Source organism: Pseudoduganella sp. UC29_71 (assembly GCF_042693265.1).
Classification (GTDB): Bacteria; Pseudomonadota; Gammaproteobacteria; order Burkholderiales; family Burkholderiaceae_D; genus Rugamonas.
On the sequence record NZ_CP170549.1, the window covers coordinates 139293 to 164227 of the forward strand.

General features: G+C 65.6%; 28 protein-coding genes and 1 riboswitch. Of the genes, 25 read left to right on the plus strand and 3 right to left on the minus strand.

The features are described from left to right. The first annotated feature begins 12 nt into the window (after window positions 1–12). The 8 genes from ACFJI2_RS00610 to pqqE all read left to right on the plus strand — a co-directional run bounded on the left by ACFJI2_RS00610 (window position 13) and on the right by pqqE (window position 6234). Window positions 13–813 carry a glutaminyl-peptide cyclotransferase gene (locus ACFJI2_RS00610; RefSeq protein ID WP_107877739.1) on the plus strand — a complete coding sequence of 267 codons (801 nt, stop codon included), beginning with the start codon at window positions 13–15 and terminating at the stop codon, window positions 811–813. A gap of 198 nt (window positions 814–1011) precedes the next feature. Beyond that, on the plus strand, window positions 1012–2379 hold the full coding sequence (locus ACFJI2_RS00615) for a DUF4214 domain-containing protein (RefSeq protein ID WP_377703302.1): 1368 nt from the start codon (window positions 1012–1014) through the stop codon (window positions 2377–2379). An 11-nt stretch (window positions 2380–2390) separates the two neighbouring features. Beyond that, window positions 2391–2867, plus strand: a complete 477-nt coding sequence (locus ACFJI2_RS00620; RefSeq protein ID WP_377703303.1) for a YaiI/YqxD family protein — start codon at window positions 2391–2393, stop codon at window positions 2865–2867. 193 nt (window positions 2868–3060) lie between these two features. Then, entirely contained in the window at window positions 3061–3135 is a 75-nt protein-coding gene (pqqA, locus tag ACFJI2_RS00625) for a pyrroloquinoline quinone precursor peptide PqqA (protein ID WP_093552962.1), read from the plus strand. 56 nt (window positions 3136–3191) lie between these two features. Next, window positions 3192–4112: a pyrroloquinoline quinone biosynthesis protein PqqB gene (gene pqqB / locus ACFJI2_RS00630; protein ID WP_377703304.1), complete on the plus strand. Its 921-nt coding sequence runs from the start codon at window positions 3192–3194 to the stop codon at window positions 4110–4112. Continuing rightward, the gene (gene pqqC, locus ACFJI2_RS00635) at window positions 4109–4801 is read left to right on the plus strand and encodes a pyrroloquinoline-quinone synthase PqqC (RefSeq protein ID WP_377703305.1); all 693 of its coding nucleotides are present in this window, start codon (window positions 4109–4111) and stop codon (window positions 4799–4801) included. Before pqqB ends, pqqC begins: the two co-directional genes overlap by 4 nt. Before the next feature lie 19 nt (window positions 4802–4820). Then, window positions 4821–5084: a pyrroloquinoline quinone biosynthesis peptide chaperone PqqD gene (gene pqqD / locus ACFJI2_RS00640; protein WP_377703306.1), complete on the plus strand. Its 264-nt coding sequence runs from the start codon at window positions 4821–4823 to the stop codon at window positions 5082–5084. Next, window positions 5077–6234 (plus strand): pyrroloquinoline quinone biosynthesis protein PqqE, encoded by a 1158-nt coding sequence (pqqE, locus tag ACFJI2_RS00645; RefSeq protein WP_377703307.1) that lies wholly within the window; start codon window positions 5077–5079, stop codon window positions 6232–6234. The genes pqqD and pqqE overlap by 8 nt, the downstream gene beginning before the upstream one ends. Before the next feature lie 34 nt (window positions 6235–6268). Here the strand turns inward: pqqE and ACFJI2_RS00650 are convergent, their stop codons facing one another. Together ACFJI2_RS00650 and ACFJI2_RS00655 are read right to left on the minus strand one after the other, a co-directional pair. Then, a complete protein-coding gene (locus tag ACFJI2_RS00650) occupies window positions 6269–6715 on the minus strand; it encodes a DUF2147 domain-containing protein (RefSeq protein WP_377703308.1) in 447 nt (148 codons plus the stop codon). Window positions 6716–6901: 186 nt separating this feature from the next. Next, window positions 6902–9700 (minus strand): valine--tRNA ligase, encoded by a 2799-nt coding sequence (locus tag ACFJI2_RS00655; RefSeq protein WP_377703309.1) that lies wholly within the window; start codon window positions 9698–9700, stop codon window positions 6902–6904. A 188-nt stretch (window positions 9701–9888) separates the two neighbouring features. Here ACFJI2_RS00655 and ACFJI2_RS00660 point away from each other — a divergent pair, with 188 nt between their 5' ends. The 3 genes from ACFJI2_RS00660 to ACFJI2_RS00670 all read left to right on the plus strand — a co-directional run bounded on the left by ACFJI2_RS00660 (window position 9889) and on the right by ACFJI2_RS00670 (window position 11159). Beyond that, window positions 9889–10296, plus strand: coding sequence for a signal peptide prediction (locus ACFJI2_RS00660; RefSeq protein WP_377703310.1), 408 nt, complete (start codon window positions 9889–9891; stop codon window positions 10294–10296). A 121-nt stretch (window positions 10297–10417) separates the two neighbouring features. Then, entirely contained in the window at window positions 10418–10765 is a 348-nt protein-coding gene (locus tag ACFJI2_RS00665; protein WP_377703311.1) for a hypothetical protein, read from the plus strand. A gap of 82 nt (window positions 10766–10847) precedes the next feature. Then, window positions 10848–11159, plus strand: a complete 312-nt coding sequence (locus ACFJI2_RS00670) for a cupin domain-containing protein (protein WP_377703312.1) — start codon at window positions 10848–10850, stop codon at window positions 11157–11159. A gap of 16 nt (window positions 11160–11175) precedes the next feature. On the opposite strand, the gene ACFJI2_RS00675 is transcribed toward ACFJI2_RS00670, so the two are convergent. Beyond that, window positions 11176–11469 carry a hypothetical protein gene (locus ACFJI2_RS00675; protein ID WP_377703313.1) on the minus strand — a complete coding sequence of 98 codons (294 nt, stop codon included), beginning with the start codon at window positions 11467–11469 and terminating at the stop codon, window positions 11176–11178. Between the two features lie 309 nt (window positions 11470–11778). Between ACFJI2_RS00675 and ACFJI2_RS00680 the strand changes: the two genes are divergently transcribed. From ACFJI2_RS00680 to ACFJI2_RS00745, 14 genes are all read left to right on the plus strand, one after another. Further along, window positions 11779–12129, plus strand: a complete 351-nt coding sequence (locus ACFJI2_RS00680) for a hypothetical protein (protein WP_377703314.1) — start codon at window positions 11779–11781, stop codon at window positions 12127–12129. Between the two features lie 48 nt (window positions 12130–12177). Then, window positions 12178–12498, plus strand: a complete 321-nt coding sequence (locus tag ACFJI2_RS00685; RefSeq protein ID WP_377703315.1) for a hypothetical protein — start codon at window positions 12178–12180, stop codon at window positions 12496–12498. A 117-nt stretch (window positions 12499–12615) separates the two neighbouring features. Continuing rightward, window positions 12616–12972 (plus strand): hypothetical protein, encoded by a 357-nt coding sequence (locus ACFJI2_RS00690; RefSeq protein ID WP_377703316.1) that lies wholly within the window; start codon window positions 12616–12618, stop codon window positions 12970–12972. 116 nt (window positions 12973–13088) lie between these two features. Beyond that, on the plus strand, window positions 13089–14654 hold the full coding sequence (locus tag ACFJI2_RS00695) for a M20/M25/M40 family metallo-hydrolase (protein ID WP_377703318.1): 1566 nt from the start codon (window positions 13089–13091) through the stop codon (window positions 14652–14654). A gap of 94 nt (window positions 14655–14748) precedes the next feature. Continuing rightward, window positions 14749–14851: riboswitch (TPP riboswitch) on the plus strand. A 95-nt stretch (window positions 14852–14946) separates the two neighbouring features. Further along, on the plus strand, window positions 14947–16827 hold the full coding sequence (gene thiC, locus ACFJI2_RS00700; protein ID WP_377703319.1) for a phosphomethylpyrimidine synthase ThiC: 1881 nt from the start codon (window positions 14947–14949) through the stop codon (window positions 16825–16827). A 13-nt stretch (window positions 16828–16840) separates the two neighbouring features. Then, window positions 16841–17050, plus strand: coding sequence for a sulfur carrier protein ThiS (gene thiS, locus ACFJI2_RS00705; RefSeq protein WP_377703320.1), 210 nt, complete (start codon window positions 16841–16843; stop codon window positions 17048–17050). A gap of 109 nt (window positions 17051–17159) precedes the next feature. Then, window positions 17160–17957 (plus strand): thiazole synthase, encoded by a 798-nt coding sequence (locus ACFJI2_RS00710; RefSeq protein ID WP_377703321.1) that lies wholly within the window; start codon window positions 17160–17162, stop codon window positions 17955–17957. Next, window positions 17954–18871, plus strand: a complete 918-nt coding sequence (locus tag ACFJI2_RS00715) for a hydroxymethylpyrimidine/phosphomethylpyrimidine kinase (RefSeq protein ID WP_377703322.1) — start codon at window positions 17954–17956, stop codon at window positions 18869–18871. The genes ACFJI2_RS00710 and ACFJI2_RS00715 overlap by 4 nt, the downstream gene beginning before the upstream one ends. Window positions 18872–18904: 33 nt before the next feature. After that, window positions 18905–19540, plus strand: a complete 636-nt coding sequence (thiE, locus tag ACFJI2_RS00720; protein WP_377703323.1) for a thiamine phosphate synthase — start codon at window positions 18905–18907, stop codon at window positions 19538–19540. 45 nt (window positions 19541–19585) lie between these two features. After that, complete coding sequence (locus ACFJI2_RS00725) at window positions 19586–20215, plus strand: ANTAR domain-containing response regulator (RefSeq protein ID WP_056398479.1); 630 nt, start codon at window positions 19586–19588, stop codon at window positions 20213–20215. Window positions 20216–20462: 247 nt separating this feature from the next. Continuing rightward, window positions 20463–20897, plus strand: a complete 435-nt coding sequence (locus ACFJI2_RS00730; RefSeq protein ID WP_377703324.1) for a response regulator — start codon at window positions 20463–20465, stop codon at window positions 20895–20897. Then, a complete protein-coding gene (locus ACFJI2_RS00735; RefSeq protein WP_107980817.1) occupies window positions 20894–21298 on the plus strand; it encodes a response regulator in 405 nt (134 codons plus the stop codon). Before ACFJI2_RS00730 ends, ACFJI2_RS00735 begins: the two co-directional genes overlap by 4 nt. A gap of 62 nt (window positions 21299–21360) precedes the next feature. Next, on the plus strand, window positions 21361–22467 hold the full coding sequence (locus ACFJI2_RS00740) for an S-(hydroxymethyl)glutathione dehydrogenase/class III alcohol dehydrogenase (RefSeq protein WP_107877336.1): 1107 nt from the start codon (window positions 21361–21363) through the stop codon (window positions 22465–22467). 186 nt (window positions 22468–22653) lie between these two features. Further along, on the plus strand, window positions 22654–24891 hold the full coding sequence (locus tag ACFJI2_RS00745; RefSeq protein ID WP_377703325.1) for a M56 family metallopeptidase: 2238 nt from the start codon (window positions 22654–22656) through the stop codon (window positions 24889–24891). Window positions 24892–24935 lie beyond the last annotated feature (44 nt).

Genomic DNA, 24935 nt, shown 5'->3' on the forward strand with positions numbered 1-24935 from the left:
TATGGAACCACCATGCAACGATGGAGTAGCACCATTGCAGTAGGACGCCTGGCGGCAGCCGGCGCGGCGCTGTTTGCCGCGCTGGCTGCGCCCATGGTTGACGCTCAGGCCGCCGTGCCCGTGTACGGCTATGAAATCAAGCGCAGCTATCCGCACGATCCGCAGGCGTTCACGCAGGGCCTGCTGTTCCAGAACGGCATCCTGTACGAGAGTACCGGCCTGAACGGCCGGTCGTCGGTGCGCAAGGTGGCGCTGGAGACCGGCAAGGTGCTGCTCAAGACCGACATTCCGCAGCAGTTCTTCGGCGAAGGCATCACGGCGGTGGGCAACGTCATCATCGGCCTGACGTGGACCAGCCAGACCGGCTTCATCTTCGACAGCGAAACCCTGCAGCTCAAGCAAACCTTCAGCTACCCCGGCGAGGGCTGGGCGCTGGCCACCGACGGCGAGCGCCTCTACATGAGCGACGGCACGGCCTACATCCGCGTGCTGGACCCGAAAACCATGCAGCAGACGCGCCGCATCCGCGTCACCGCCGACGGCGAGCCCGTCACGCAGATCAACGAGCTCGAATGGGTGGAAGGGCAGATTTACGCCAACATCTGGCAAACCGACAAGATCGCCCGCATCGACCCCTTCAGCGGCCGCGTGCTGGGCTGGATCGATTTGAGCGGACTGGCTGCCAAGGCCGGCATCGAAGCGGGCAGCGACAACGTTCTCAACGGCATCGCCTACGACAGCGCCAAGCGCCGCCTGTTTGTAACCGGAAAGCTATGGCCGAAGCTGTTCGAAATTGAACTGAAACGTAAATAATCAAGTTGCAACAGGCGATAACAGGTCGCCAACTGCGCGCGGCCTGGCCGTGTGGACAGGCTGCGACAGTGACCAATGGTAGTAATGGAGCGTCATTGAATGTTGCAGTGCGGGCGGTTAGCCTGATGAGTATTGCCATGCGGCACTATTCTCGCAAAGCCGCCAGCGCCACTTCTTCAGTTCGATCGGACATTCCATATGGACATTACCGTACCGCGTCTCGTCAGCTTTTCCATGTCATCCACGCTGGACCTCAGCCTGGGCGTGCGCAACCTCGCGCTGCGCGTCGATGCGCGCGACGAGGTCGGCGGCTCCGGCCCCGGATGGGCGCAGGTCTGGATGCAGCAGGCTGTGCTCTCGCCGCTCGGCCCGGCCCAAGCCATCGGCATCGGCCTGCCTGGCAGCGCCGACTCCTTGAGCGACGGCTCGGCCAGCCGCGTGTTCCCGGTCAGTACCGCCACGGCACCGGGCGTGTATCGCGTCTATGAGGTGGAAGTGTTCGACCTGGCCGGCAACGTCAAGCACTACTTCGAAAGCGACCTGCAGGCCATGGGCTTCAACACGGCAGTCACCGTCACGGGCGGCGTGCCCGATACCACGGCGCCGGTATTGACCGGCCTGGTGCTGCCGAGCGTGATCGACTTGAGCCGCGGCGCCACGGAACTCAGTTTCACCGCCCATGCACAGGACGCCGGCGGCAGCGGCGTGGCGGGCGTGGACCTCATTTTCGACCACGATTTCTATCTCGACACGTTCACCGGCCCGCAGGTCTCCATAGGCGGCTTTGTCGGCGGCAGCGATACCTTCTTCGACGGCACCTTGAACTCAGCCGCCTACACCGGCGAGATGGGGGCGGCGACGGACCAGGGCATATACAACCTGCTGGGCGCGGTCGTCACCGATCAAAGCGGCAACGCGACGGAGTACACCGCCGCCCAGCTGCAGGCGATGGGCATCACCACCCAGTTTGAGGTCAGGAACGGCGACCCGCAAGGCGGGCCGCTGCCCGCTCCCACAGCCATCAACGGCAGCGCGGGCATCGATGAAGTCGCGTATGCGGCGGCCAGCACGCAGTTCACGGTGCGCAAGGGCGTCGGCAGCTACCTGGTCACGGACGGGGGGGGCGTCAACCAGACGCTGGCCAATGTGGAGCGGCTGGCGTTCACCGACCAGAATATCGCGCTGGATGTGAACGGCAATGCCGGCCAGGCCTACCGGCTCTACCAGGCCGCGTTCGACCGCCAGCCCGATCTGCCTGGCCTGGGTTTCTGGATCTCGCATCTGGATGAGGGGTGGACTCTGCGCGACGTCGCGGGCCGTTTCCTGGACAGCGCCGAATACGGACGGCTGTACGGCACCGGTTTGCAGAACCAGCAATTCGTCACGGAGCTGTATCATAACGTGTTGCACCGTGATCCTGAGCAGGCCGGTCTGGCGCACTGGATGACGAAACTTGACCAGGGCGCCACGCGCGCCGAGTTGCTGGTCGGCTTCAGCGAGAGCGCGGAAAACATGGCCCAGGTCATCGGCGCCATCGAAAACGGCATGGCCTATATACCTTTTTAAGAAAGCAGTGGATGCAGATTTGGGTGGACGCGGACGCATGTCCCGCCGTGATCAAGGAGATCCTGTACCGCGTGGCTGAGCGCACGCAGATGAACGTTACCCTGGTGGCGAACCAGCTGATGCGGGTGCCGCCGTCGCGCTTCATCCGCTCGGTACAAGTGCCGTCCGGGGCGGACGTGGCGGACCAGGAGATCGTGCGCCTGCTGGCGCCCGGCGACCTGGTCGTCACCGCCGACATCCCGCTGGCGTCGGACGTGCTGAAGAAGGGCGGCCTGGCGCTCAACCCGCGCGGCGAGTTCTACACCAACGACAATATCGCCCAGATGCTGACCATGCGCGCCTTCATGGAAGAACTGCGCAGCGGCGGCGTCGACACCGGCGGCCCGGCGCCGTTCAGCCAGGCCGACCGCCAGAGCTTCGCCAACACGCTGGACCGCCACCTGGCCAAGGTCAAGGCCGCCAGCCTGCGCGCCCCCGGCCCGGCCTGACGCCTACTGTTGCAGGCCACGGCTGAGTTGTTTCATTTTGCAGCACCTGTCTCAAAACGTCTCAATGCATAACGGTGCACGTGCCCGGCGCGCGGCTCAAAACGCCGCGGCACGGAAGTTGCGTAGATAGTGGTGAACGTCCCGGAGCGCTGGCTGCGGGGCTTCAATCCATCAAATCTACTAGGAGACTGTTATGCAATGGAGCAAACCTGAGTTCATCGACTTCCGTTTCGGTTTCGAAATCACGCTGTACGTGTTCAACCGCTAAAGGCATGCTGCGGTTGCCCCTGCAGGCGGCGGCCGCAGCGTCCGATCGGACGCATCATGAAAATCATCGTACTAGGCTCGGCTGCAGGCGGCGGCTACCCGCAGTGGAACTGCAATTGCCGCAACTGCGACGGCCTGCGGCGCGGCGCCATCCGCAGCCGCGCGCGCACCCAGTCGTCGATCGCGATTTCCGCCAACGGCAGCGACTGGCTCCTGGTCAACGCCTCGCCCGACATCCTGGCGCAAATCCGCGCCACGCCGGCCTTGCAGCCGGCCCGCGCCGCGCGCGACAGCGGCATCGCCGCCGTGCTGCTGATGGACGCGCAGGTCGACCATGTCACCGGCCTGATGATGCTGCGCGAAGGACGGCCGATACCGCTGTACTGCAGCGCGCCCGTGTGGCAGGACCTGCAAGCCGGCTTCCCGTTGGCCACAGTACTGGCGCACTACTGCGGCGTGGACTGGCGCGAGCTGGCCGTGGCGGACGGCGAGCATTGCAGCTTCACCGTGCCGCAGCTGGACGGCATCCGTTTCACGGCCGTGCCGCTCGACAGCAAGGCGCCGCCGTATTCCCCGCACCGCGAGCAGCCCGTGGCGGGCGACAATATCGGCCTGCTGGCGCACGATCTGGTCACCGGTAAAAAGCTGTTCTACGCGCCGGGCCTGGGCGCCATCGCGCCGCTGACGGCAGCCGCCATGCGCGAGGCCGACTGCCTGCTGGTGGACGGCACCTTCTGGACCGAGGACGAAATGATAGCGCTGGGCTTTTCCAGCAAGCCTGCCGCCGCCATGGGCCACCTGCCGCAATCGGGCGCCGGCGGCATGATGGAGGTGCTGGACGGGCTGCCGGCCAGCCGCAAGATCCTCATCCACATCAACAACACCAACCCCATCCTCGACGAAGACTCGCCGCAGCACGCCACGCTGTGCGGGCACGGCATCGAGCTGGCGTATGACGGCATGGAGATACTGCTATGACCATGGCGCCACGCTGGGACCCGGCCACCTTCCAGGCGCAACTGCTGGCCAAGGAAAAGCACTATCACATCCACCACCCCTTCAACGTGCGGATGCAGGAGGGCGAGCTGACGCCGGAGCAGATCCGCGGCTGGGTCGCCAACCGCTTCTACTACCAGATCCGCATTCCTCAGAAGGACGCCGCCATCCTGGCCAACTGCCCGGACCGCGAAACCCGCCGGCGTTGGCTGCTGCGCATCCTCGATCACGACGGCTGGGGCGACAACGAGGGCGGCATCGAAGCCTGGTCCCGGCTCGGCGAGGCGGTCGGCATCCCGCGCGCCGAACTGTGGTCGCTGAAGCACGTGCTGCCCGGCGTGCGCTTCGCGGTGGACGCCTACGTCAACTTCGCGCGCCAGTCGTCCTGGCAGGAAGGCGTGTGCTCCTCGCTCACCGAGATGTTCGCGCCGAAGATTCACAAGGACAGGCTGGCCAGCTGGCCGAAGAACTACCCGTGGATAGACCCGGCCGGCCTGCACTACTTCCGCAGCCGCATTTCGCTGGCCGAGCGCGACGTGGAGCACGGCCTCAAGGTCACGCTGTCGCACTTCGTCACGCGCGAGCAGCAGGAGCGGGCGCTGGAGATATTGCAATTCAAGCTCGATGTACTGTGGTCGATGATGGACGCGATTGACCGCGCCTACGGCTAGTCAACCAAGTGAGGCAAGCATGGAAACGATGACCGACCAACCGAAGCTGTCGCGCCTGTTCCGGCTGCAGTGGGAAGAAGCGCAGCATGCGCACGTGCTGCTGTACCCGGAAGGCATGGTGAAGCTGAACGGCAGCGCCGCCGAAATCCTCAAGCGCTGCGACGGCCGCAGCAGCTTGGGCGACATCGTGGCGCAACTGGAGCAGGCCTTCAACGCCAGCGGGCTGGCAGCGGACGTGCAGGCCTTCGTGGCCGACGCGCGGCAGCGGGGCTGGCTTGTCTGAGCTGGCCACCCGGCAGGCTGGCGAGGCGCCGGTGGCGCCGCCCTTGTGGTTGCTGGCCGAGCTGACCTACCGCTGCCCGCTGCATTGCGCGTTCTGCTACAACCCGGTGGACTATGCCACCAACCGCAATGAGCTGAGCACCGCGCAATGGCTGGACGTGCTGCGCCAGGGGCGCGCACTGGGCGCCGCGCAGCTGGGCTTCTCCGGCGGCGAGCCGTTGTTGCGCGACGACCTGGAAGAGCTGGTGGCAGAAGGGCGGCGGCTGGGCTACTACACCAACCTGATCACCTCCGGCATCGGTCTGACCGAGGAGCGTCTGCGGCGCCTGTCGGACGCCGGCCTGGACCACATCCAGCTCTCGTTCCAGGACTCCACGCGCGAGATGAACGACTTCCTCAGCAGCACCCGCACCTACGAGCTGAAGTCGCGCGTGGCCGCCCTGATCAAGCGCTTTGACTACCCGATGGTGCTCAACGTGGTGCTGCACCGCTACAACCTGGACCACGTGGACCGCATCATCGACATGGCGCTGGACATGGGCGCGGAATACCTGGAGCTGGCTAACACCCAGTACTACGGCTGGGGCCTGGTGAACCGCGCGCAGCTGATGCCGACGCAGGAGCAGCTGCACAGGGCGGAGGCGGTGGTGAACGCCTACCGCGAGCGGGTGGGCAGCCGCCTGCGTATCCTGTTCGTGGTGCCGGACTATTTCGAGGGCAAGCCGAAGGCATGCATGAACGGCTGGGGATCGATGTTCATGGCGGTGGCGGCGGACGGCGCCGCGCTGCCCTGCCACGCGGCGCGCAGCGTCCCCGGCCTGGAGTTCCCGCACGTGGCGCAGCACAGCCTGCGCGACATCTGGCACCACAGCGAAGCGTTCAATAAATTCAGGGGCGACGCATGGATGAAGGAGCCGTGCCGCAGCTGCGAGGACAAGCACAAGGACTTCGGCGGCTGCCGCTGCCAGGCGCTGGCGCTGACCGGCGACGCAGCCAACGCCGACCCGGTGTGCGCCAAGTCGCCCCGGCACGGCGAGCTGAAAGAGATCGTGGTGCACGCGCACCGCGCGCAGGCGGCGGGGTCGGTGCAGCCGCTGGTGTTCCGCAGCGACGCCAACTCGCTGCGGCTGTCCGGCAAGGCCAAAGCCTAGGCTGGCGCGCGGGGCGGCCGCCTGGTGCCGGGGCTTATTCCTGGCGCACCCAGGTCTGCGAACGGCCCAGCATCGGCACGCCGATGTAGCCGCGCACCTTCAGCTTCTTGCCGCCGTCGGCCAGCTCCATCTTGCTCTTGTAGACCTTGCCGTTGTCCGGGTCCAGGATCTCGCCGCCGGTGTATTCATCGCCGTCCTTCTTCAGGCCGGACATGAACACCATGCCGAGGATGGGCTGGTCCTTGCGCGCGTCGGTGCACTTATCGCACTTGGGATTCTGCTCCTGGTCCGCAGCGCGGAACAGCTTCTCGATCTTCCCCTGCAGCACGCCGTTGTTCTCGCTGATGCGGATCAGCGCTTTCGGCTTGCCGGTCACATCGTCGATATTTTTCCACAGCCCGACGGGCGAACCATCATCGGCAAAGGCCGGGGCCATGATGACGGCAGCGGCCAAGCCGCCGGCTTTGATCCAGTTACGCATAAGGTAGTCTCCAAAAGATTATGTTTGTCTCCGGAGTGTACCGCCAAAAAATAGAGTAGTCGTTCGATTTTTCTCGAAATGGGGTCCGAAATGGGGTCAGGGTTAATATTTCGCACAGCGGAATATTAACCCTGACCCCGTATGAAAAAAGCCGGCGGGAAGCCGGCTTTTGGGAGTGCGGAGGGGTTAGGCGGGCAGCTTGGCCAGCTGTTCGCGCATCTTTTCGATGGTGGCGGTGAAGTTGGCCAGGCGGTCTTTTTCCTGGGCAACTACGGCCGCCGGTGCGCGGGCGACGAAGCTTTCGCTGGACAGCTTGGTGCTGGCCTTGGCGATCTCCGCGTCGATGCGGGCGATTTCCTTCGACAGGCGCTCGCGCTCGGCCGCGACGTCGATCTCCACCTTCAGCATCAGCTTGGTGGTGCCGACGATGGACACGGCCGCCGTGGTTTCCGGCAGCGCGTCGACGATGGTGACGTCGGCCAGCTTGCCCAGCGACTGGATGTAGGGGGCGAACACGGCCAGGCGCTCCTTGTCCGCCGGCGAGGACGCTTCCACGATCAGCGGCACGCGCAGCGACGGCGCCAGCTTCATTTCGCCGCGCAGGTTGCGGGTGGCGTCGGTCAGCGTCTTCAGCTCGCCCATCCAGGCTTCGGCCGCTTCGTCGATCCTGGCCAGGTTCGGCAGCGGGTATTCCTGGGTCATGATGGACTTGCCGGCGCTGTCCTTGCCGGCCAGCGGCGCCACGGTCTGCCACAGTTCCTCGGTGACGAAGGGGATGATCGGGTGCGCCATGCGCAGCACCACTTCCAGCACGCGCAGCAGCGTGTGGCGGGTGGCACGCTGCTGGCCTTCGGTGCCGTTCTGTACCTGCACCTTGGCCAGTTCCAGATACCAGTCGCAGTACTCGTCCCACACGAACTTGTAGATGGTGCTGGCGATGTTGTCGAAGCGGTAGTCTTCGAAGCCTTTGGCCACGTCCGCCTCGGCCTTTTGCAGCAGCGAGATGATCCACTTGTCCGCTTGCGACAGGTCCGCTTCGCTCGGCGTGCAGTCCTTGCCTTCGGTGTTCATGATGACAAAGCGCGTCGCGTTCCACAGCTTGTTGCTGAAGTTGCGGTAGCCTTCGCAGCGGCCCAGGTCGAAGTTGATGTTGCGGCCCAGCGAGGCGTAGGACGCCATCGTGAAGCGCACCGCGTCCGTGCCGTAGGCGGCGATCCCTTCCGGGAATTCCTTACGCGTGGCCTTGGCGATCTTCTCGGCCGCTTTCGGGTTCATCAGGCCGGTGGTGCGTTTTTCCACCAGCGCGTCGATGCCGATGCCGTCGATCAGGTCGATCGGGTCCAGCGTGTTGCCCTTGGACTTGGACATCTTCTGGCCCTGCGAGTCGCGCACCAGGCCGTGCACGTACACGGTGTTGAACGGCACCTTGCCGGTGAAGTGCGCGGTCATCATGACCATGCGCGCCACCCAGAAGAAGATGATGTCGAAGCCGGTCACCAGCACGGACGATGGCAGGAAGGCCTTCAGGTCAGGCGTTTCTTCCGGCCAGCCCAGGGTGGAGAAGGGCACCAGCGCGGACGAGAACCAGGTATCCAGCACGTCGTTGTCGCGGCGCAGCGCGCCGGTGCTGCCGGCGGCCTGCTGCTTGGCCAGCGCTTCGGCTTCGGTGCGCGCCACGAAGATGTTGCCCTGCTCATCGTACCAGGCAGGGATCTGGTGGCCCCACCACAGTTGGCGCGAGATGCACCAGTCCTGGATGTTGTTGAGCCACTGGTTGTAGGTGGTGCTCCAGTTTTCGGGCACAAACTTGATCTCGCCGTTGGCCACTTTTTCCAGCGCCACGTCGGTGATCGATTTGCCCGGGTTGAACGTGCCTTCCGGCGCCGGCTTGCTCATGGCCACGAACCACTGGTCGGTCAACATCGGTTCGATGACCACGCCGGTGCGGTCGCCGCGCGGCACCATCAGCTTGTGCGGCTTGACCTGCTCCAGCAGGCCTTGCGCGTCCAGGTCGGCCACGATCTGCTTGCGCGCGGCGAAGCGGTCCAGGCCCACGTAGGCGGCCGGCGCGTTGTCGGCGATCTTCGCGTCCAGCGTCAGGATGGTGATCATCTCCAGCTTGTGGCGCTGGCCCACGGCGTAGTCGTTGAAGTCGTGCGCCGGGGTGATCTTCACGCAGCCGGTGCCGAAGGCCTTGTCCACGTAGGAGTCGGCGATGACGGGGATTTCGCGGCCGGTCAGCGGCAGCTTCAGCATCTTGCCCACCAGCGCTTCGTAGCGCTCGTCGGTCGGGTCCACGGCCACGGCCACGTCGCCCAGCATGGTCTCGGGACGGGTGGTGGCCACGGTCAGGAAGCCGGTGCCGTCGGCCAGCGGGTACTTGATGTACCACATGGAGCCGTCTTCTTCTTCCGACACCACTTCCAGGTCCGACACGGCGGTGCCCAGCACCGGGTCCCAGTTCACCAGGCGTTTGCCGCGGTAGATCAGGCCCTGCTCGAACAGGCGCACGAATACTTCGGACACCACTTTCGAGCGCGGCTCGTCCATGGTGAAGTATTCGCGCGCCCAGTCCGGGGAGGTGCCCATGCGGCGCATCTGGCCGGTGATGGTGGAGCCGGATTTCTCTTTCCACTCCCAGACTTTTTCGATGAACTTTTCACGGCCCAGGTCATGGCGCGAGATCTTCTGCGCGTCCAGCTGGCGCTCCACCACGATCTGGGTGGCGATGCCGGCGTGGTCGGTGCCGGGAATCCAGGCGGTGTTATGGCCCAGCATGCGATGGTAGCGGGTCAGGCCGTCCATGATGGTCTGGTTGAACGCGTGGCCCATGTGCAGCGTGCCGGTCACGTTCGGCGGCGGCAGCTGGATGCTGAAGGAAGGCTTGGACAGGTCGAGGGAGGCGGCGTAGTAACCGCGCTTCTCCCACTCGCTGCGCCAGAACTGTTCAATGTCGGCGGGCTCGAAAGACTTGGCTAATTCCATGATGTTGGGCTGAGTTGTAAGCGAAAACGACCATTATAAAGGGGCAATGCCCCCAGCGCATGCCGCCGGCGCCGCAGTGCACAATTTTTTCGCCATATAATGCTGTCAGATTGATAATGATGGCCGCCGTTTTTAGCTTGCTTGGACCGGATAGTCCTGAGCGGTGGCGCCGGTGCTAAGATGCGGCCATGCCCGCCTCCCGATTCGCCATCCGCCTGCTGCGCTACGCCTGGGCCTCCCCCTGCACGGCGCTGGGCCTTTGCCTGGCTGCGCCCGCCTTCCTGTTCGGCGCCAGGGCCTGCATCGCCGACGGCGTGGTGGAAGTGGCGTTGTCCGCGCACGGGCGGGCCGCCTGGCTGCGCGCGCTGCCTTTCACCGCCATCACCTTTGGCCATGCCGTCGTCGGCACCACTGCGCGGGAGCTGGAGCGTCTGCGGCCGCACGAGCACGAGCACGTGCGCCAGTATGAGCGGTGGGGACCAGCCTTCCTCGCTGCCTATCCGCTTGAGAGCCTGTGGCAGATGCTGCGCGGCCGCCGCGCCTACTTCGACAACCGCTTCGAACGGCAGGCCCGTGCCAAGGAAGTTCACCTGTAAGCAAATACAGCAAGTTGTAAGCACGTGTAAGGGTCGTCAACTGCATCGGCACGGGCCGCGTTTTTCGCTCAGTGACACGGCAAACGTGCCCAACTCCACAACTTGATAGAGGACTCTGAACATGAAAAACGTAATCGCTACCCTGATCGCCGGCCTGTTCGCTACCGCAGCATTTGCTCAGACCCCAGCTCCCGCCGCAGCGCCGGCCACGCCAGTGCCTGCCGCCAAGGCCGAAGCCAAAGCCGTCAAGGCCGACGCCAAGGAGCACAAGGAAGTGGTGAAAGCCGAAGCCAAGGAAGCCAAGGCTGTTGCCAGCGCCCACGAAGAAGTGGCCAGCGCCAAAGCCGATGCCAAAGTAGAGAAAGCGAAGGCGCACGAGAAATCGGCAAAAACCAAGGCCAAAGCCAAAGCCAAGGCCGACAAAGAAGTGAAGCCAGCTGAAGTTGCTGCTGCACCGGCCGCCAAATAAATAGCCTCCGCTTTGATCGAATCCCCGCTGCTGCGGGGATTTTTTTTGCCGGTACAATCGGTACAACCTCAAGGAGCCGATCATGACGCCAGCAAACCTGTATGCCGATGCGGCACCACCGCAGCAAGGCGAGCGCTTTGAAGCGCTGCTGAGCCACAAAGGCCTCGTGGTGGAGCGCATCATCAGCTCGTCGAAAATCGCGTCGCAGGAATACGTGCAGGAGCAGGATGAGTGGGTGGTCCTGCTGCAGGGCGAGGCGACGCTCGACGTCGCCGGACAAAGCGTGCAGCTCGGATCCGGCGACCATCTGTTTCTGCCTTCCCGGACACCGCACACGGTGCGGTGCGTTTCCGATGGCGCGCTGTGGCTGGCCGTGCACCTGCACGGCCGCTGAGCCGGAGTGGCCGGCGCTACAGCGGTTCGACCACTGTTTCCTCCGCCGTGCCGCGCACCGCGTAGCCCGCCTGCTCGATGGCCCGGCGCGTGGCGTCGGTCTCGGCCCAGCGTTTCCCCGACCGCGCCAGGTCGCGCGCGGCGGCCAGCTCGCCCGGCAAGCCGGACCTGAGCAGCTCCCACATCAGCGCCAACACCCTGGCCGTGTTCAGGTCCTGGTTCAGTCCGGCCTGCAAGGCTTCCCGGTAGCCGGCCCCAGGCGGTCGAGCGCAGTGGCCGCGGCGTCGAAAACTGCCCTCGGACTTCGACATCTTGTCGCTGCCTTCCAGCTTCAGGCACGCGCCGTGCAGCCAGTAGCGATGTGTGGGGTGAACGCGATCAGCAGGCTTCTACGGCCTGCGGGGACATGAGTTCCCGAATCGCCGCCAACTGTAAGCAATTACAGCAAGTTGTAAGCACGTGTAAAGGCCGTCAACTGCTGGGATGCGGGCCGCGTTTTCTGCTCAGTGACACGGCAAATGTGCACGAGATAGAGGAAGCAGCAAAGCCAGCTGCCCCTGCAGTGAAGTAAGCAGTAAAAACAAACCAAACCGTTTATATCATTACAGAGGAAATACATCATGACCAAGACCATCGCTACCCTGATCGCCGGCCTGTTCGCTACCGCAGCTTTCGCCCAAATCCCGGCCCCAGCCGCCGCGCCAGCGCCTTCGGCCAAGACCGAAGCGGTTGCCGCCAAGACTGAAGTCAAGGAAGCCGCCAAGACCGACGTGAAGGCGGAGCCAGCGAAGGAACACAAGAAGGCCGTGAAGAAGGCGCACCATGCCAAGGCCGAGAAAGACGCCAAGCCAGCGGAAAAGACCGCTAGCGCAGCAACCCCTGCGACGCCTGCAACGCCAGCCGCCCCGGCAACTCCAGCGGCACCAGCCGCACCAGCAGTCGCGTCGGCCGCGGCGCCAGCAGCCAAGTAATTGCAGCACCGAACAAACAACCCGAATACTAATCAAGGAATACATATCATGACCAAGACCATCGCTACCCTGATCGCCGGCCTGTTTGCTACCGCAGCTTTCGCCCAAACTCCAGCCCCGGCCACCGGCCCTGCGCCTTCGGCCAAGGCCGAAGCGAAGGTGGAGAAGGCTGAGAAGTCGAAAGAGAAGGCGCACGCCAAGGAAAGCAAGCACGCCGAGAAGGATGGCCATGCGGCTGCGCCGGCAACCCCAGCCACTCCGGCTAGCCCGGCCACCCCGGCGACGCCTGCAGCGAAGGGCACGCCGGCTGTGCCAGCGACGGCTGCGGCTCCAGCCGCACCGGCAGCGCCTGCGCACCCCGCCAAGTAATCCCGGCGCATCGCATCAGCCCCGCTTCGGCGGGGCTTTTTCGTTGCGCGATGCCCGGTTATCATTAGGGCTGGATAGTTGATGGAGCAGGTAGTGAGAGGATTTGTGGCTGGTTTAATGTTGATCGCGGCGAGCGTCGTGCAGGCCGCGCCGGCCCCGCGCGCGCCGCAGGATGTGTCGCTGATCGAACTGATCGCCAACCCGTCGCGCTTCGACGGCAAGCTGGTGCGCGTCACCGGCTACCTGGTGCGCGAATTCGAAGGCGATGCCATCTACCTGCACCGCGACGACTACGATCATGCTATCCGCCGTAACGGCCTGTGGGTCACGTTCGGCAAGGAAAGTCCTGACCTGCGCTGCAAGACCCTGCGCTACGCCAGCGTGCAAGGCAGATTCAATGCCAAGGACCGTGGGCACCTGGGCCTGTGGAGCGGCGCCATCGAAGGCATAGCCAGCTGCGCCGTGTCGCGCTGAGGAGGTGTTAAGCCTGAGACACTGCTCCGGAGTGTGTCTATTTTTGTAATTTTTTTGACTCTCCCACCGCCACTGTTTAACTTGGGCCGCCTGAAAACGGACCCTTGGAGACAGACATGGCAGCTCGTATCACCGCATTGATCGCAGCCGGCTTGCTGGCCGGCGCTTCCGCCAGCGCCTTCGCGCAGAACGGCACAATCTGGATCACCGTGGGCGAGGCCGCCTACGCGCAATTGAAGAAGGACGCGCCGCAAGTGGTCAAGCGCGAAAGCCGCGCCACGCTGGTCACCAGCGTCACCGCGCCTAACGGACTCGCGGCTGCGCAGGAAAAGGTCCACCTGGTGGAGGTGAGCGAGCAGCAGATGCTGACGCTGTCGGCGGCCGTGCACAAGGAGCTGCGCCGCTGCGGCGGCTTCATGGCGCACGTGAGCGAGGCGGCCGGCATCTCCGCGCTGGCGCCCAAGACGACGCTGGCGGCGCTGGCCGTGCCGCGCCCATCCTACGTGATCGACCAGCAGACCGTCATCAATCCGCTGCTGCCGCAAATGCAGGCCTCCAATATCGCCCAGACCATTATCGACCTGTCCGCGCACACCAACCGCTACTACACCACCACTAGCGGCGTGGCCGCGTCGAACTGGCTGAAGCAGAAGTGGACCACCATGGCGGCCGGCCGCAGCGATATCACGGTGACCCAGTTCACGCATGCGGCCTATCCGCAGAAGTCGGTCATCGCCACCATCGCCGGCACGGACAACGCGTCCGAAGTCGTGGTGCTGGGCGGCCACCTGGATTCGATCAGCGGCAGCAGCACCGGCGAATCGACCCGCGCGCCCGGCGCGGACGACGACGCCTCCGGCATCGCCAGCATGACCGAGGCGCTGCGCGTCATTATTGCCAGCGGCTACAAGCCGCGCCGCACCATCAAGATGATAGGCTACGCCGCCGAGGAAGTCGGCCTGCGCGGCTCGCAGGAAATCGCGCAGTACCACAAGACCAACAACGTCAACGTGGTCGGCGTGATGCAGCTTGATATGACCAACTACAAGGGTTCCCCGGCCGACATCTACCTCTACACCGATTACACCGACAGCCAGCAGAACACCTTTGTCGCCAACCTGATCACCACCTACCAGCCCACGCTGACGATAGGCTACGACAAGTGCGGCTACGGCTGCTCGGACCACGCCTCCTGGACTGCGCAAGGCTATTGGGCCTCGATGCCGTTCGAGACCTCCTTCATTCAGGACAACCCCTACATCCACACCGCCAACGACACCTACGCCAACAGCGGCAACCAGGCCGACCACGCGCTCAAGTTTGCGCGCCTGGGCCTGACGTTCGCGGTGGAACTGGGCAGCGACGGCCCCGGCGTGGTGCCGCTGCCTGACAAGGTGGAAACCTTCAGCGGCAGCCTGACGCGCGGCCAGACCCGCAGCTTCGGCCCCTTCAAGGCCGGCGCCGGCAGTTTCAAGGCGTCCACCACCGGCAGCGGAGACGCCGACCTGTACGTGCGCAAGACCAGCGTGCCCACCACCAGCAGCTATGACTGCAAGTCCGACGGCTCCACCAGCACCGAGGCCTGTACCATCACCCTGGCCGCCAACGGCGATGTCTACGTGCTGCTGAACGGCTACGCCGCCTCCAGCTATACCCTGACGGTAACGTACCGCCCGCAATAGGTAGTCGCAATAGGTGGTATTGCCGAATTATTGTTTCGAATATAAGTTGTACGCAGCTGCGGGAGATGTATAATTCGAATCGCTGCCGCAAGGCGGCACACGCTAGGGGTCCTGCGTCGCGAAAGCGGCGCGGGTGAGAAATACCCTCCGAACCTGATCTGGATAATGCCAGCGAAGGGAAGCTTTAGGCCTCCATCCGCCACGCCGCGCGCCCGCGCTTTTGGGTTGTGCGACGCTGCACGGATTTGCCGAATCCTCCTTTGCTGGCTCCTGTAGCTAACAAAGGAGCCAAATGAACGCCAATCCGAAATTCCTGTCCGCCACCGCCGAAGTGGACAGCGCAGCCATCGCGCCGCTTCCCAATTCCCGCAAGATCTACGTCGAGGGCAGCCGCCCGGATATCCGCGTGCCCATGCGCGAGATTTCGCAGTCCGACACCTCCGCCTCGTTCGGCCACGAGAAAAATCCGCCCATCTATGTCTATGACACCTCCGGCCCCTATACCGACCCGGACGTGCAGATCGACATTCGCTCCGGCCTGGCCACGCCGCGCCTGCCGTGGATACTGGACCGCGACGACACCGAAGAACTGGACGGCCCGAGCTCCGAATACGGCCAGGAGCGCCTGAACGATCCCGCGCTGGCCGAACTGCGTTTCAACCTGACGCGCAAGCCGCGCCGCGCCAAGGCTGGCCGCAACGTCTCGCAGATGCACTACGCGCGCCAGGGCATCATCACGCCTGAAATGGAGTTCGTCGCCATCCGCGAGAACCTGCGCCGCCGCGAATACCTGGAAGAGCTGAAGGCGTCCGGCCCGATGGGCGAGCGCATGGCTGAAATGATGGGCCGCCAGCATCCGGGCCAGAACTACGGCGCCTCCATTCCCGCTGAGATCACGCCCGAATTCGTGCGCGAGGAACTCGCCCGCGGCCGCGCCATCATCCCCGCCAACATCAACCACCCGGAAGTGGAGCCGATGATCATTGGCCGCAATTTCCTGGTCAAGATCAACGCCAACATCGGCAACTCCGCCGTCACCTCGTCCATCGGCGAGGAAGTGGAGAAGATGACCTGGGCCATCCGCTGGGGCGGCGACAACGTGATGGATCTGTCCACCGGCAAGCATATCCACGAAACGCGCGAATGGATCATCCGCAACAGTCCGGTACCGATCGGCACGGTGCCGATCTACCAGGCGCTGGAGAAGGTGAACGGCAAGGCCGAGGACCTGACCTGGGAAATTTTCCGCGACACGCTGATCGAACAGGCGGAGCAGGGCGTGGACTACTTCACCATCCACGCCGGCGTGCTGCTGCGCTACGTGCCGCTGACGGCCAAGCGCCTGACCGGCATCGTCTCGCGCGGCGGCTCCATCATGGCCAAGTGGTGCCTGGCGCACCACAAGGAATCCTTCCTGTACACGCACTTCGAAGAAATCTGCCAGATCATGAAGGCTTATGACGTGTCCTTCAGCCTCGGCGACGGCCTGCGTCCGGGCTCGATCTACGATGCCAACGATGAGGCGCAGCTGGGCGAACTGAAAACGCTCGGCGAGCTGACCCAGATCGCGTGGAAGCACGACGTGCAGGTGATGATCGAAGGCCCCGGCCACGTGCCGATGCAGCTGATCAAGGAGAACATGGACCTGCAGCTGGAGCAGTGCAGCGAAGCGCCGTTCTACACGCTGGGACCGCTGACCACCGACATCGCGCCGGGCTACGACCACATCACGTCCGGCATCGGCGCGGCGCTGATCGGCTGGTACGGCACGGCCATGCTGTGCTACGTCACGCCCAAGGAACACCTGGGGCTGCCGAACAAGGACGATGTCAAGGACGGCATCATCACCTACAAGATCGCGGCGCACGCGGCCGACCTGGCCAAGGGCCATCCGGGCGCGCAGATCCGCGACAACGCCCTGTCCAAGGCGCGCTTCGAGTTCCGCTGGGAAGACCAGTTCAACATCGGCCTGGACCCGGACAAGGCGCGTTCATTCCACGACGAGACGCTGCCGAAGGACAGTGCCAAGGTGGCGCATTTCTGTTCCATGTGCGGCCCGCATTTCTGCTCCATGAAGATCACGCAGGAAGTGCGCGACTACGCCGCGCAGGGCATGCAGGAGAAGGCGGTGGAGTTCGTGAAGAAGGGCGCGCAGCTCTACAGCAAGGCGTAAGCGGGAGGGATGCATGACCGATATCGCGATTGAACTGAACGGCGAGCCGCGCAGCGTGCCGCCGCAGCACAGCCTGCAGGCGCTGGTGGAGGAGCTGGGGCTGGCGCACCAGGCGCTGGCGCTGGCGGTGAACCGCACCGTGGTGCCGCGCCAGGCCTGGGGCGAACGCGCCCTGCAGGCGCGGGACAAGGTGGACATCGTGCGCGCCATTGGCGGCGGCTGAGTTGGCGGGTTACGGCGTGCCGCCTAACCCGCCCTACGTACAGACATGCGCCGTATGTGCGCCGGCCGTAACCCGCCACCACGCGGCCCAAAACAACATGGAGAAAAAGATGCGTGACCAGTATCAAAACGACGACCTGCTGACCATCGCAGGAAAAAGCTACAACTCGCGCCTGCTGGTAGGCAGCGGCAAGTACAAGGACCTGCAGCAGACCCGCGAAGCGACCGACGCGGCGGCGGCGGAAATCATCACCGTGGCGATCCGCCGCGTGAACATCGGCCAGGACCCGAAGGCGCCCAGCCTGCTGGACGTGCTGCCGCCGTCGCAGTACACCATCCTGCCCAACACGGCCGGCTGCTATTCGGCCAAGGACGCGGTGTATACGCTGCAAATGGCGCGCGAGCTGCTCAACGGCCACAAGCTGGTGAAGCTGGAAGTGCTGGGCGACGAGAAGACCCTGTTCCCCAACATGCCGGAAACGCTGGTGGCGGCCAGGGAGCTGGTGAAGGATGGCTTCGATGTGATGGTGTACTGCAGCGACGATCCGATCCAGGCGCGCATGCTGGAGGATATCGGCTGCGTGGCGGTGATGCCGCTGGCCTCGCTGATCGGCTCCGGCATGGGCATCCTCAATCCGTGGAACCTGTCGCTCATCATCGAGCAGGCCAGGGTGCCGGTGCTGGTGGACGCGGGCGTGGGCACGGCCTCGGATGCGGCCATTGCCATGGAACTGGGCTGCGACGGCGTGCTGATGAATACCGCCATCGCCGGCGCGCAGGACCCGGTGCGTATGGCGCGCGCCATGAAGCTGGGCGTGCAGGCGGGCCGGGAGGCCTTCCTGGCCGGCCGCATTGCGCGCAAGTTCGCCGCTTCGCCGTCGTCGCCGATGGCGGGCCGCATGGTATGACGGCAGGGCTGAGCACAGGTGTGGCCGCAGCTGAGGCGAACGCGCGCCAGCGCTGCGTGCTGGTGTTTTCCGGCGCCGACCCCTCCGGCGGCGCCGGCATGGCGGCCGACATCCTGGCCATCCATGCGCAGGGCGCGCACGCGCTGCCCGTCATCACCGCACTGACGGTGCAGGACAACGACCGCGTGTACGAGGTGCTGCCGGTGGCGCCGGAGGTGGTGCTGCGCCAGGCGCGCGCGCTGGCGGCCAAGGGCACCATCGACGCCGTCAAGATCGGCATCCCCGGCAGCGCGGCCAATGCGCGCGCCATCGCGCAGCTGATCCAGGAACTGCGCGCGCTGCCGGGCGCAAGTTCGGCCAGCCTGCCGGTCGTGCTGGACCCGGTGCTGGCCAGCGGCCACGGCGACCTGCTGTCGCGCGATGATGCGGTGCAGGCACTGGCGGTGCTGCTGCCGCTGGCCACGCTGGTCACGCCCAACGAACCGGAGGCGGCGGCGCTGGCGCGCGCTGGCCGCGCCGGCGAGGATCGCGGCGGCGAGGACTGCGGCGAGGACTGCGGCGAGGAGGCGGACCGCAGCACAGACATCCGGCGAGCCGCGCAGTCCCTGCTGGCGCAGGGCTGCCGCAACGTGCTCATCACCGGCGGGCATGGCAGTGGCGACACCGTCATCAACCGCTGGTTCAGTGATGCGGCCGGGCAGGGCGCCGGCTTCGGCCAGGGCCACGGCTGGAGCTGGGCGCGCCTGCCCGGCGAGTTCCACGGCAGCGGCTGCACCCTGGCTGCCGCCATCGCCGGCCTGCTGGCGCACGGCTACCCCATGCAGCAGGCGCTGGCGCGCGCCCAAGGCTACACGCACCGCGCGCTGGCCGGCGCCTTCGCCATTGCCCCCGGCCAGCGGATTCCACAACGCTAGCACCATCACCACAACGAGAAAGAGAGAGACGCCATGCAAGGACTTTATCTGGTTACCCCCGACTGGGACGACACTGCCCGCCTGCTCGCCGTCAGCGAACAGGCGCTGGCCGAAGGCGTGGCCCTGCTGCAATACCGCCACAAGGAAGCTTGCCCCGAACTGCGCATGGAGCAGAGCTCGGCGCTGCTGGCGCTGTGCCGCCGCTACGGCGTGCCCTTCATCGTCAACGACCACGTGGACCTGTGCCTGCTGATCGGCGCGGACGGCGTGCACCTCGGCGGCACCGACGCCAACATCGGCCGCACCCGCGCGCTGCTGGGGCCGGACACCCTCATCGGCGCCTCCTGCTACGGCGACATGCAGCTGGCGCTGGATGCGCAGGACGCCGGCGCCAGCTATGTCGCCTTCGGCGGCTTCTACCCGTCGCGCGTGAAGAAATACGCCGTCACCACGCCGCCGTCCATCCTGGACGAGGCGCGCCTGCGCATCCAGCTGCCGCGCGTGGTCATCGGCGGCATGACGCCGGGCAACGCCGCGCCGCTGGTGGCGCGCGGCGTGCAGATGGTGGCCTGCGTCAGCGGCGTCTACATGGCGCCGGACCCGGCCCGCGCGGTGCGCGAATTCAATGCCTTGTTCATGGCGGAAGAAAATCGCTCCAACGCTGCGTGATCGTTTTATAATCGGTCGCATTATCATCCGCTCAAGGTTGCGACCATGAATGCACCTACCCCGGCGAAGCGCCTGATCCTGATAGTAGACGACGACCAGCTGCTGGCCGCCTTCCTTAGCGAGGTGCTGCGCCATGCCGGCTACGACACGGTGCAGGCTTACTCGGCCGACCAGGCGCTGGCCCAGGTGGCCGAGCGCGAGCCGGACATGGCGCTGCTCGACATCCACATGCCGGGCATGTCCGGCCTGGAGCTGGCCAAGCAGCTCAACCGCAACACCTCGGTGCCCTTCATGTTCCTGTCCGGCCGCGGCGACAGCGACGCCGCCAAGCAGGCCGCCGCCTATGGCGCGGTGGGCTTCGTGGTCAAGCCGGTGGACGAGCAGCACCTGATGCCGGCCTTTGAAGCCGGCCTGGCGCGCGCCGACGAGATCCGCCAGCTGCGGCGCACCGAACTGAACCTGAATGCCGCGCTGGCGGCCGGGCGCGAGACCAGCCTGGCCGTGGGCCTGCTGATGTGCAAATTCCAGACCGACCGCAACACCGCCTTCGAGGTGCTGCGCGACCACGCGCGTTCGAGCCGCCGCAAGATCAACGAGATAGCCGACCAGCTGCTGACCGCCGAGGAAACCTTGAATGGCTTGCATGCTGCATTCAACACGCGGTTAAAAAAATAACGGCTACTGCCTTTCGGAAATACGCTAAACTATGCTCATCAGCCCGGGGTCCTGAACCGCCCCCGCAGGCTTCCCCCGCAGCGCGCCCGTTCCCTGCCGCTGTATCTGAATTTCGGCCCAGCTCCGCCGACCTTGCACCCTGAATCCACCGATCAGACCGCCGTGTTGTTGCGCGCGCGCCTCACCGGTTTCAGGCTCTGCACCCTACAGCAAACCGCAGCCGGCATGGTTGCGGGCGGAGATGACGATGAAAGACGATCTGAGTGCGCTGGGCGACGCCCTGCGAGAAGTGGCGGCGGTGTGTCGCGAAGTGCCGCGCGTGCTGCACGTGGACGGCGACGGCGACGCGGCGCTGGTGCTGGCTACGCTGCTGGTGCCGGAAACCGAAGTGCTGCATGCGGCCACGCTGGCCGAGGCGGTGCGCGCCGTGGAGCAGGCCAGCTTTGCGCTGGTGGTGCTGGACCCGGACCTGCCGGACGGCGACGGCGGCGAATTGCTGCAGCGCCTCAGGCAGCGCGCGGAGAACACGCAGGTGCTGCTGTACTCGGCCCGCCATCCCGGCCTGCGCACCCAGGCGCACGCCTTCCTGCCCAAGCCATGGACTTCCCCGCGCCAGCTGTGGCGCACCGTGTCCCACATGCTGGGCATCGAGCCGGTGGCCATCCAGGAGGAAACCACATGAGCGGCGCGCTGAGCAGCATACTGTACGTGGAGGACGACCCGCACGTGCGCGGCGTGGCCAAGATGGCGCTGGAGGTGATAGGCCACTTCCAGGTGCGCGAGTGCAGTTCCGGCCGCACCGCGCTGCTGGCGGCGGCCGATTTCCATCCCGACCTGATCCTGCTGGACGTGCAGGTGCCCGGCAACGAAGGCGTGGCCACGCTGGCGCAGCTGCGCCGCATGCCGCATTTGTGCCGCACCCCGGCCATGTTCGTCACCGGCCTGGTGTCGGCCGCCGACATGGCGCTGTACGTGGCAGCCGGCGCGGCCGGCATAATCGCCAAGCCGCTCGAGCCGCTGCGCCTGGCCGGCCAGGTGCGCCGCCTGTGGGACGAACAGAGCGGAAACTTGCTGCCGCTGTAATCTTGTTTTCCTTGTTATGATGCGGGGTATTCCCGTTTAACCCGTCATAACAGGACACAAGCATGAAAACCAAAGCAGCCGTTGCATGGAAATCCGGCGCTCCGCTGACCATTGAAGAAGTGGAGCTGGGCGGCCCGCGCGAAGGTGAAGTGCTGGTGGAGATCAAAGCCACCGGCATTTGCCATACCGACTACTACACCCTGTCCGGCGCCGATCCGGAAGGCATCTTCCCGGCCATTCTCGGCCACGAGGGCGCCGGCGTGGTGGTGGACGTGGGTCCCGGCGTGAAGACGCTGAAGAAGGACGACCACGTCATTCCGCTGTACACGCCGGAATGCCGCCAGTGCAAATTCTGCCTGTCGCAGAAGACCAATCTGTGCCAGTCGATCCGCTCGACCCAGGGCCGCGGCCTGATGCCCGATGCGACCAGCCGTTTTTCCATCGACGGCAAGCCCATCTTCCACTACATGGGCACGTCCACCTTCTCCAACTACATCGTGGTGCCGGAAATCGCGCTGGCCAAGATCCGCTCGGACGCGCCGTTCGACAAGGTCTGCTACATCGGCTGCGGCGTCACCACCGGCGTGGGCGCGGTGCTGTTCACCGCCAAGGTGGAGGCGGGCGCCAATGTGGTGGTGTTCGGCTTGGGCGGCATCGGCCTGAACGTGATCCAGGCGGCCAAGATGGTGGGCGCGGACAAGATCATCGGTGTGGACATCAACCCGGCGCGTGAAGAGATGGCGCGCAAGTTCGGCATGACGCACTTCATCAACCCGACCAAGGTGGAAAACGTGGTGGACGCCATCGTCCAGCTCACCGACGGCGGCGCCGACTACAGCTTCGAGTGCATCGGCAACACCACCACCATGCGCCAGGCGCTGGAGTGCTGCCACAAGGGCTGGGGCCAGTCCATCATCATCGGCGTGGCGGCGGCGGGGCAGGAAATCTCCACCCGTCCGTTCCAGCTGGTGACCGGCCGCGTGTGGAAGGGGTCCGCTTTCGGCGGCGCGCGCGGCCGCACCGACGTGCCGAAGATCGTCGACTGGTACATGGAAGGCAAGCTCAATATCGATGACCTGATCACGCACAAGCTGAAGCTGGAAGACATCAACAAGGGCTTCGACCTGATGAAATCGGGCGAATCGATCCGTTCCGTGGTCGAGTTCTAAGCGCCTCACCCTCCGCCATTCCGCCGCCTGCTCCGCGCAGGCGGCATTCTGTCGCAAATCCCTCGCTCTCCCTGCTGCTTCGCGCTACCTTGATGCTGGGCCACTCGTGGCTGGAAGTAGAAAAAAAGTTCTAGACACCACGTTCTAGATCATTTAATCTACATTGCATATTTCAAGGAGTTCTCCATGGCCGACTTGCTGTCCCTGCTGATGCCAGCCATAGGCTGGTCGCTGCTGCACTTCGTGTGGCAGGGTTTGCTGATCGGCTGGGCGGCATCGCTGGCACTGCAGCTGTTGCGCAATGCCCGCCCGCAAGCGCGCTACGCGGTCGCGTGCGGCGCCATGCTGCTATGCGCGGCCTTGCCGCTGGCGGGCATCGCGTGGCGCGTGCTGGACGCGGCCAACGCCGCGCCGGCGGCCGATCCGGCGGTGCTGCTGATGGCCGGTTCGGGTGCACTGGGCACTCCGGCCATGGCCATGCCCGCGCTGGACGGCGACCGGCTGATCTCCTGGCAGTACATGCTGCAGCGCCAGCTGCCCTGGCTGGTGCTGCTGTGGGCCTGCGGCGCCGCCTTCATGACCTTGCGCCTGTCGCTGGGCCTGCTGTGGGTGCGCGAACGCACGCTGGAGGCGCAGCAGGTACCGAACGCCCATTGGCAGCGGCGCCTGGACCGCCTGGCGCTGCGCCTCGGGCTGGACCGCCCCGTACGGCTGGCCGTGGCCGACCATCTGGATACGCCCATGACGGCGGGCTGCTGGAAGCCGGTGGTGCTGCTGCCGGCCTCGCTGCTGACCGGCATGCCGGCCGACCTGCTGGAAGCGCTGCTGGCGCACGAACTGGCCCACATCAAACGCCACGACTACCTGGTGAACCTGGTCCAGAGCGCGATCGAGATACTGTTGTTCTACCACCCGAGCGTGTGGATGCTGTCCCGGCACATCCGCGACGAGCGGGAGCAGATTGCAGATGATTTAGCCGCAAGCACGCTCGGCGAACCGCGGCGCCTGGCCCTTGCATTGTCCGAACTGGACCGCTTCCAGTTCGCCACCCCCCAGCCTGCGCTGGGGGCTCAAGGAGGAAACCTCATGTCCCGTATCAAACGTCTGGTGCGTCCAGACTGCCAGCCGCTGAGCTGGAAGATCGCCGCGCCCCTGTTCGGCCTGTGCACCGCCTGCGCCGTGCTGTACGCCCACGCCGCGCCGCAACCGGCCGCCGCCGATGTGCTGCCCGCAGCGCCCGCTGTCCCCGCGCTGAATGCGCCGGCGGCGCCGGCTCTTGCCATGCCAGCGCCTGATGCGCCCGCTGCACCCGCCGCTCCCGCCCGTGCCGCCCGTGCCCTGATGCTGGCCGCCGCGTCCCCCGTGCCGCCCGTGCCGCCGGTGCCGCCCGCACCCGAAGCGCCTGGCGCCGCACCGGCTCCGGCGCCAGCGCCAGCCGCCGCACCGGCGCCGTCGCCGCGTCCCGCGCCGGCACCTCGCCCGGCGCCGCTCGCCAAGCACGCGCCAGCCGCCCCGGCAGCCCTGGCTGCTCCCGCTGCCCCGGCCGCTCCTGCGGCGCCCCCAGCGCTGGCTGCTCCGCCGGCCCCGCCGGCGCCGGCAGCTCCGGCAATGGCGGGCGATCAATCCACCGCCCGCACGCCAGGCCGCGTACGCATGAACTTCGGCCGCCTGACCATGAACGACAACGCCAGGGACGCCTACGCCATCAAGCGCGGCGAAGGCTACACGGCGATCTACTCCGGCCGTGGCGACATGGCGGAAATGAGCCGCCTGGAAAACACGGTGAAGGGTGACTTCATCTGGTACCGCGACGGCAGCCAGGCCTGGCTGATCAAGGACCCTGCCTTGCTGGCCAAGGCCAACGCTGCCTGGGCGTCCGCCGACGCGCTGAACGCCCAGATGAAGGAGCGCAACAAGGTCATGGAACAGCACAGCAAGGCCATGGAAGCGCTGGGCGAGAAAATGCGCGCCGCGTCCGAGCAGGCGGCGCGCCAGGAACGCGCCGGGCAGCACGACAAGATCGAGCAGCTGGCGCGCGAGCAGGAAGCCGTGGCCCGCAAAATGGAAGCGGTGGCGCGCAAGATGGAACGCAACCGCGACAATGGCGCGGACCGCGAAGCCCTGCAGCGCGAAATGGACACCCTGAAAACCCAGATGGAGCCATTCAAGCAGCAAATGAAGCAACTGACGGCCGAGCTGCGCAAGCAGCACGAGGAAACGGCCGGACAGCAGGCGCCGCTGAAGGCGCTCAGCGCGGAAATACGCGAGGCGAGCAAGCCCATGCGGGAACTGGGCAGGCAGCTGAGCGAGCTGGGCCGCGAACAAGGCCGCCTCAGCCGCGAAGCCGACCAGACCGTGCGCGCGCTGATCCAGGAAGCCGTGCGCAACGGCCAGGCCGAGCCGGTCCCCGCGCCCAAAGGCTGATCGGATATCCAGTGTTTTATACCGGGCCGCAGGCGGCCCCGGTA

Coding starts and splice junctions, on each gene's coding strand:
- ACFJI2_RS00610 (WP_107877739.1), top strand. CDS start 13: ATGCAACGATGGAGTAGCACCATTGCAGTAGGACGCCTGGCGGCAGCC.
- ACFJI2_RS00615 (WP_377703302.1), top strand. CDS start 1,012: ATGGACATTACCGTACCGCGTCTCGTCAGCTTTTCCATGTCATCCACG.
- ACFJI2_RS00620 (WP_377703303.1), top strand. CDS start 2,391: ATGCAGATTTGGGTGGACGCGGACGCATGTCCCGCCGTGATCAAGGAG.
- pqqB (WP_377703304.1), top strand. CDS start 3,192: ATGAAAATCATCGTACTAGGCTCGGCTGCAGGCGGCGGCTACCCGCAG.
- pqqC (WP_377703305.1), top strand. CDS start 4,109: ATGACCATGGCGCCACGCTGGGACCCGGCCACCTTCCAGGCGCAACTG.
- pqqD (WP_377703306.1), top strand. CDS start 4,821: ATGGAAACGATGACCGACCAACCGAAGCTGTCGCGCCTGTTCCGGCTG.
- ACFJI2_RS00650 (WP_377703308.1), bottom strand. CDS start 6,715: ATGCGTAACTGGATCAAAGCCGGCGGCTTGGCCGCTGCCGTCATCATG.
- ACFJI2_RS00655 (WP_377703309.1), bottom strand. CDS start 9,700: ATGGAATTAGCCAAGTCTTTCGAGCCCGCCGACATTGAACAGTTCTGG.
- ACFJI2_RS00660 (WP_377703310.1), top strand. CDS start 9,889: ATGCCCGCCTCCCGATTCGCCATCCGCCTGCTGCGCTACGCCTGGGCC.
- ACFJI2_RS00665 (WP_377703311.1), top strand. CDS start 10,418: ATGAAAAACGTAATCGCTACCCTGATCGCCGGCCTGTTCGCTACCGCA.
- ACFJI2_RS00670 (WP_377703312.1), top strand. CDS start 10,848: ATGACGCCAGCAAACCTGTATGCCGATGCGGCACCACCGCAGCAAGGC.
- ACFJI2_RS00675 (WP_377703313.1), bottom strand. CDS start 11,469: ATGTCGAAGTCCGAGGGCAGTTTTCGACGCCGCGGCCACTGCGCTCGA.
- ACFJI2_RS00680 (WP_377703314.1), top strand. CDS start 11,779: ATGACCAAGACCATCGCTACCCTGATCGCCGGCCTGTTCGCTACCGCA.
- ACFJI2_RS00685 (WP_377703315.1), top strand. CDS start 12,178: ATGACCAAGACCATCGCTACCCTGATCGCCGGCCTGTTTGCTACCGCA.
- ACFJI2_RS00690 (WP_377703316.1), top strand. CDS start 12,616: ATGTTGATCGCGGCGAGCGTCGTGCAGGCCGCGCCGGCCCCGCGCGCG.
- ACFJI2_RS00695 (WP_377703318.1), top strand. CDS start 13,089: ATGGCAGCTCGTATCACCGCATTGATCGCAGCCGGCTTGCTGGCCGGC.
- thiC (WP_377703319.1), top strand. CDS start 14,947: ATGAACGCCAATCCGAAATTCCTGTCCGCCACCGCCGAAGTGGACAGC.
- thiS (WP_377703320.1), top strand. CDS start 16,841: ATGACCGATATCGCGATTGAACTGAACGGCGAGCCGCGCAGCGTGCCG.
- ACFJI2_RS00710 (WP_377703321.1), top strand. CDS start 17,160: ATGCGTGACCAGTATCAAAACGACGACCTGCTGACCATCGCAGGAAAA.
- ACFJI2_RS00715 (WP_377703322.1), top strand. CDS start 17,954: ATGACGGCAGGGCTGAGCACAGGTGTGGCCGCAGCTGAGGCGAACGCG.
- thiE (WP_377703323.1), top strand. CDS start 18,905: ATGCAAGGACTTTATCTGGTTACCCCCGACTGGGACGACACTGCCCGC.
- ACFJI2_RS00725 (WP_056398479.1), top strand. CDS start 19,586: ATGAATGCACCTACCCCGGCGAAGCGCCTGATCCTGATAGTAGACGAC.
- ACFJI2_RS00730 (WP_377703324.1), top strand. CDS start 20,463: ATGAAAGACGATCTGAGTGCGCTGGGCGACGCCCTGCGAGAAGTGGCG.
- ACFJI2_RS00735 (WP_107980817.1), top strand. CDS start 20,894: ATGAGCGGCGCGCTGAGCAGCATACTGTACGTGGAGGACGACCCGCAC.
- ACFJI2_RS00740 (WP_107877336.1), top strand. CDS start 21,361: ATGAAAACCAAAGCAGCCGTTGCATGGAAATCCGGCGCTCCGCTGACC.
- ACFJI2_RS00745 (WP_377703325.1), top strand. CDS start 22,654: ATGGCCGACTTGCTGTCCCTGCTGATGCCAGCCATAGGCTGGTCGCTG.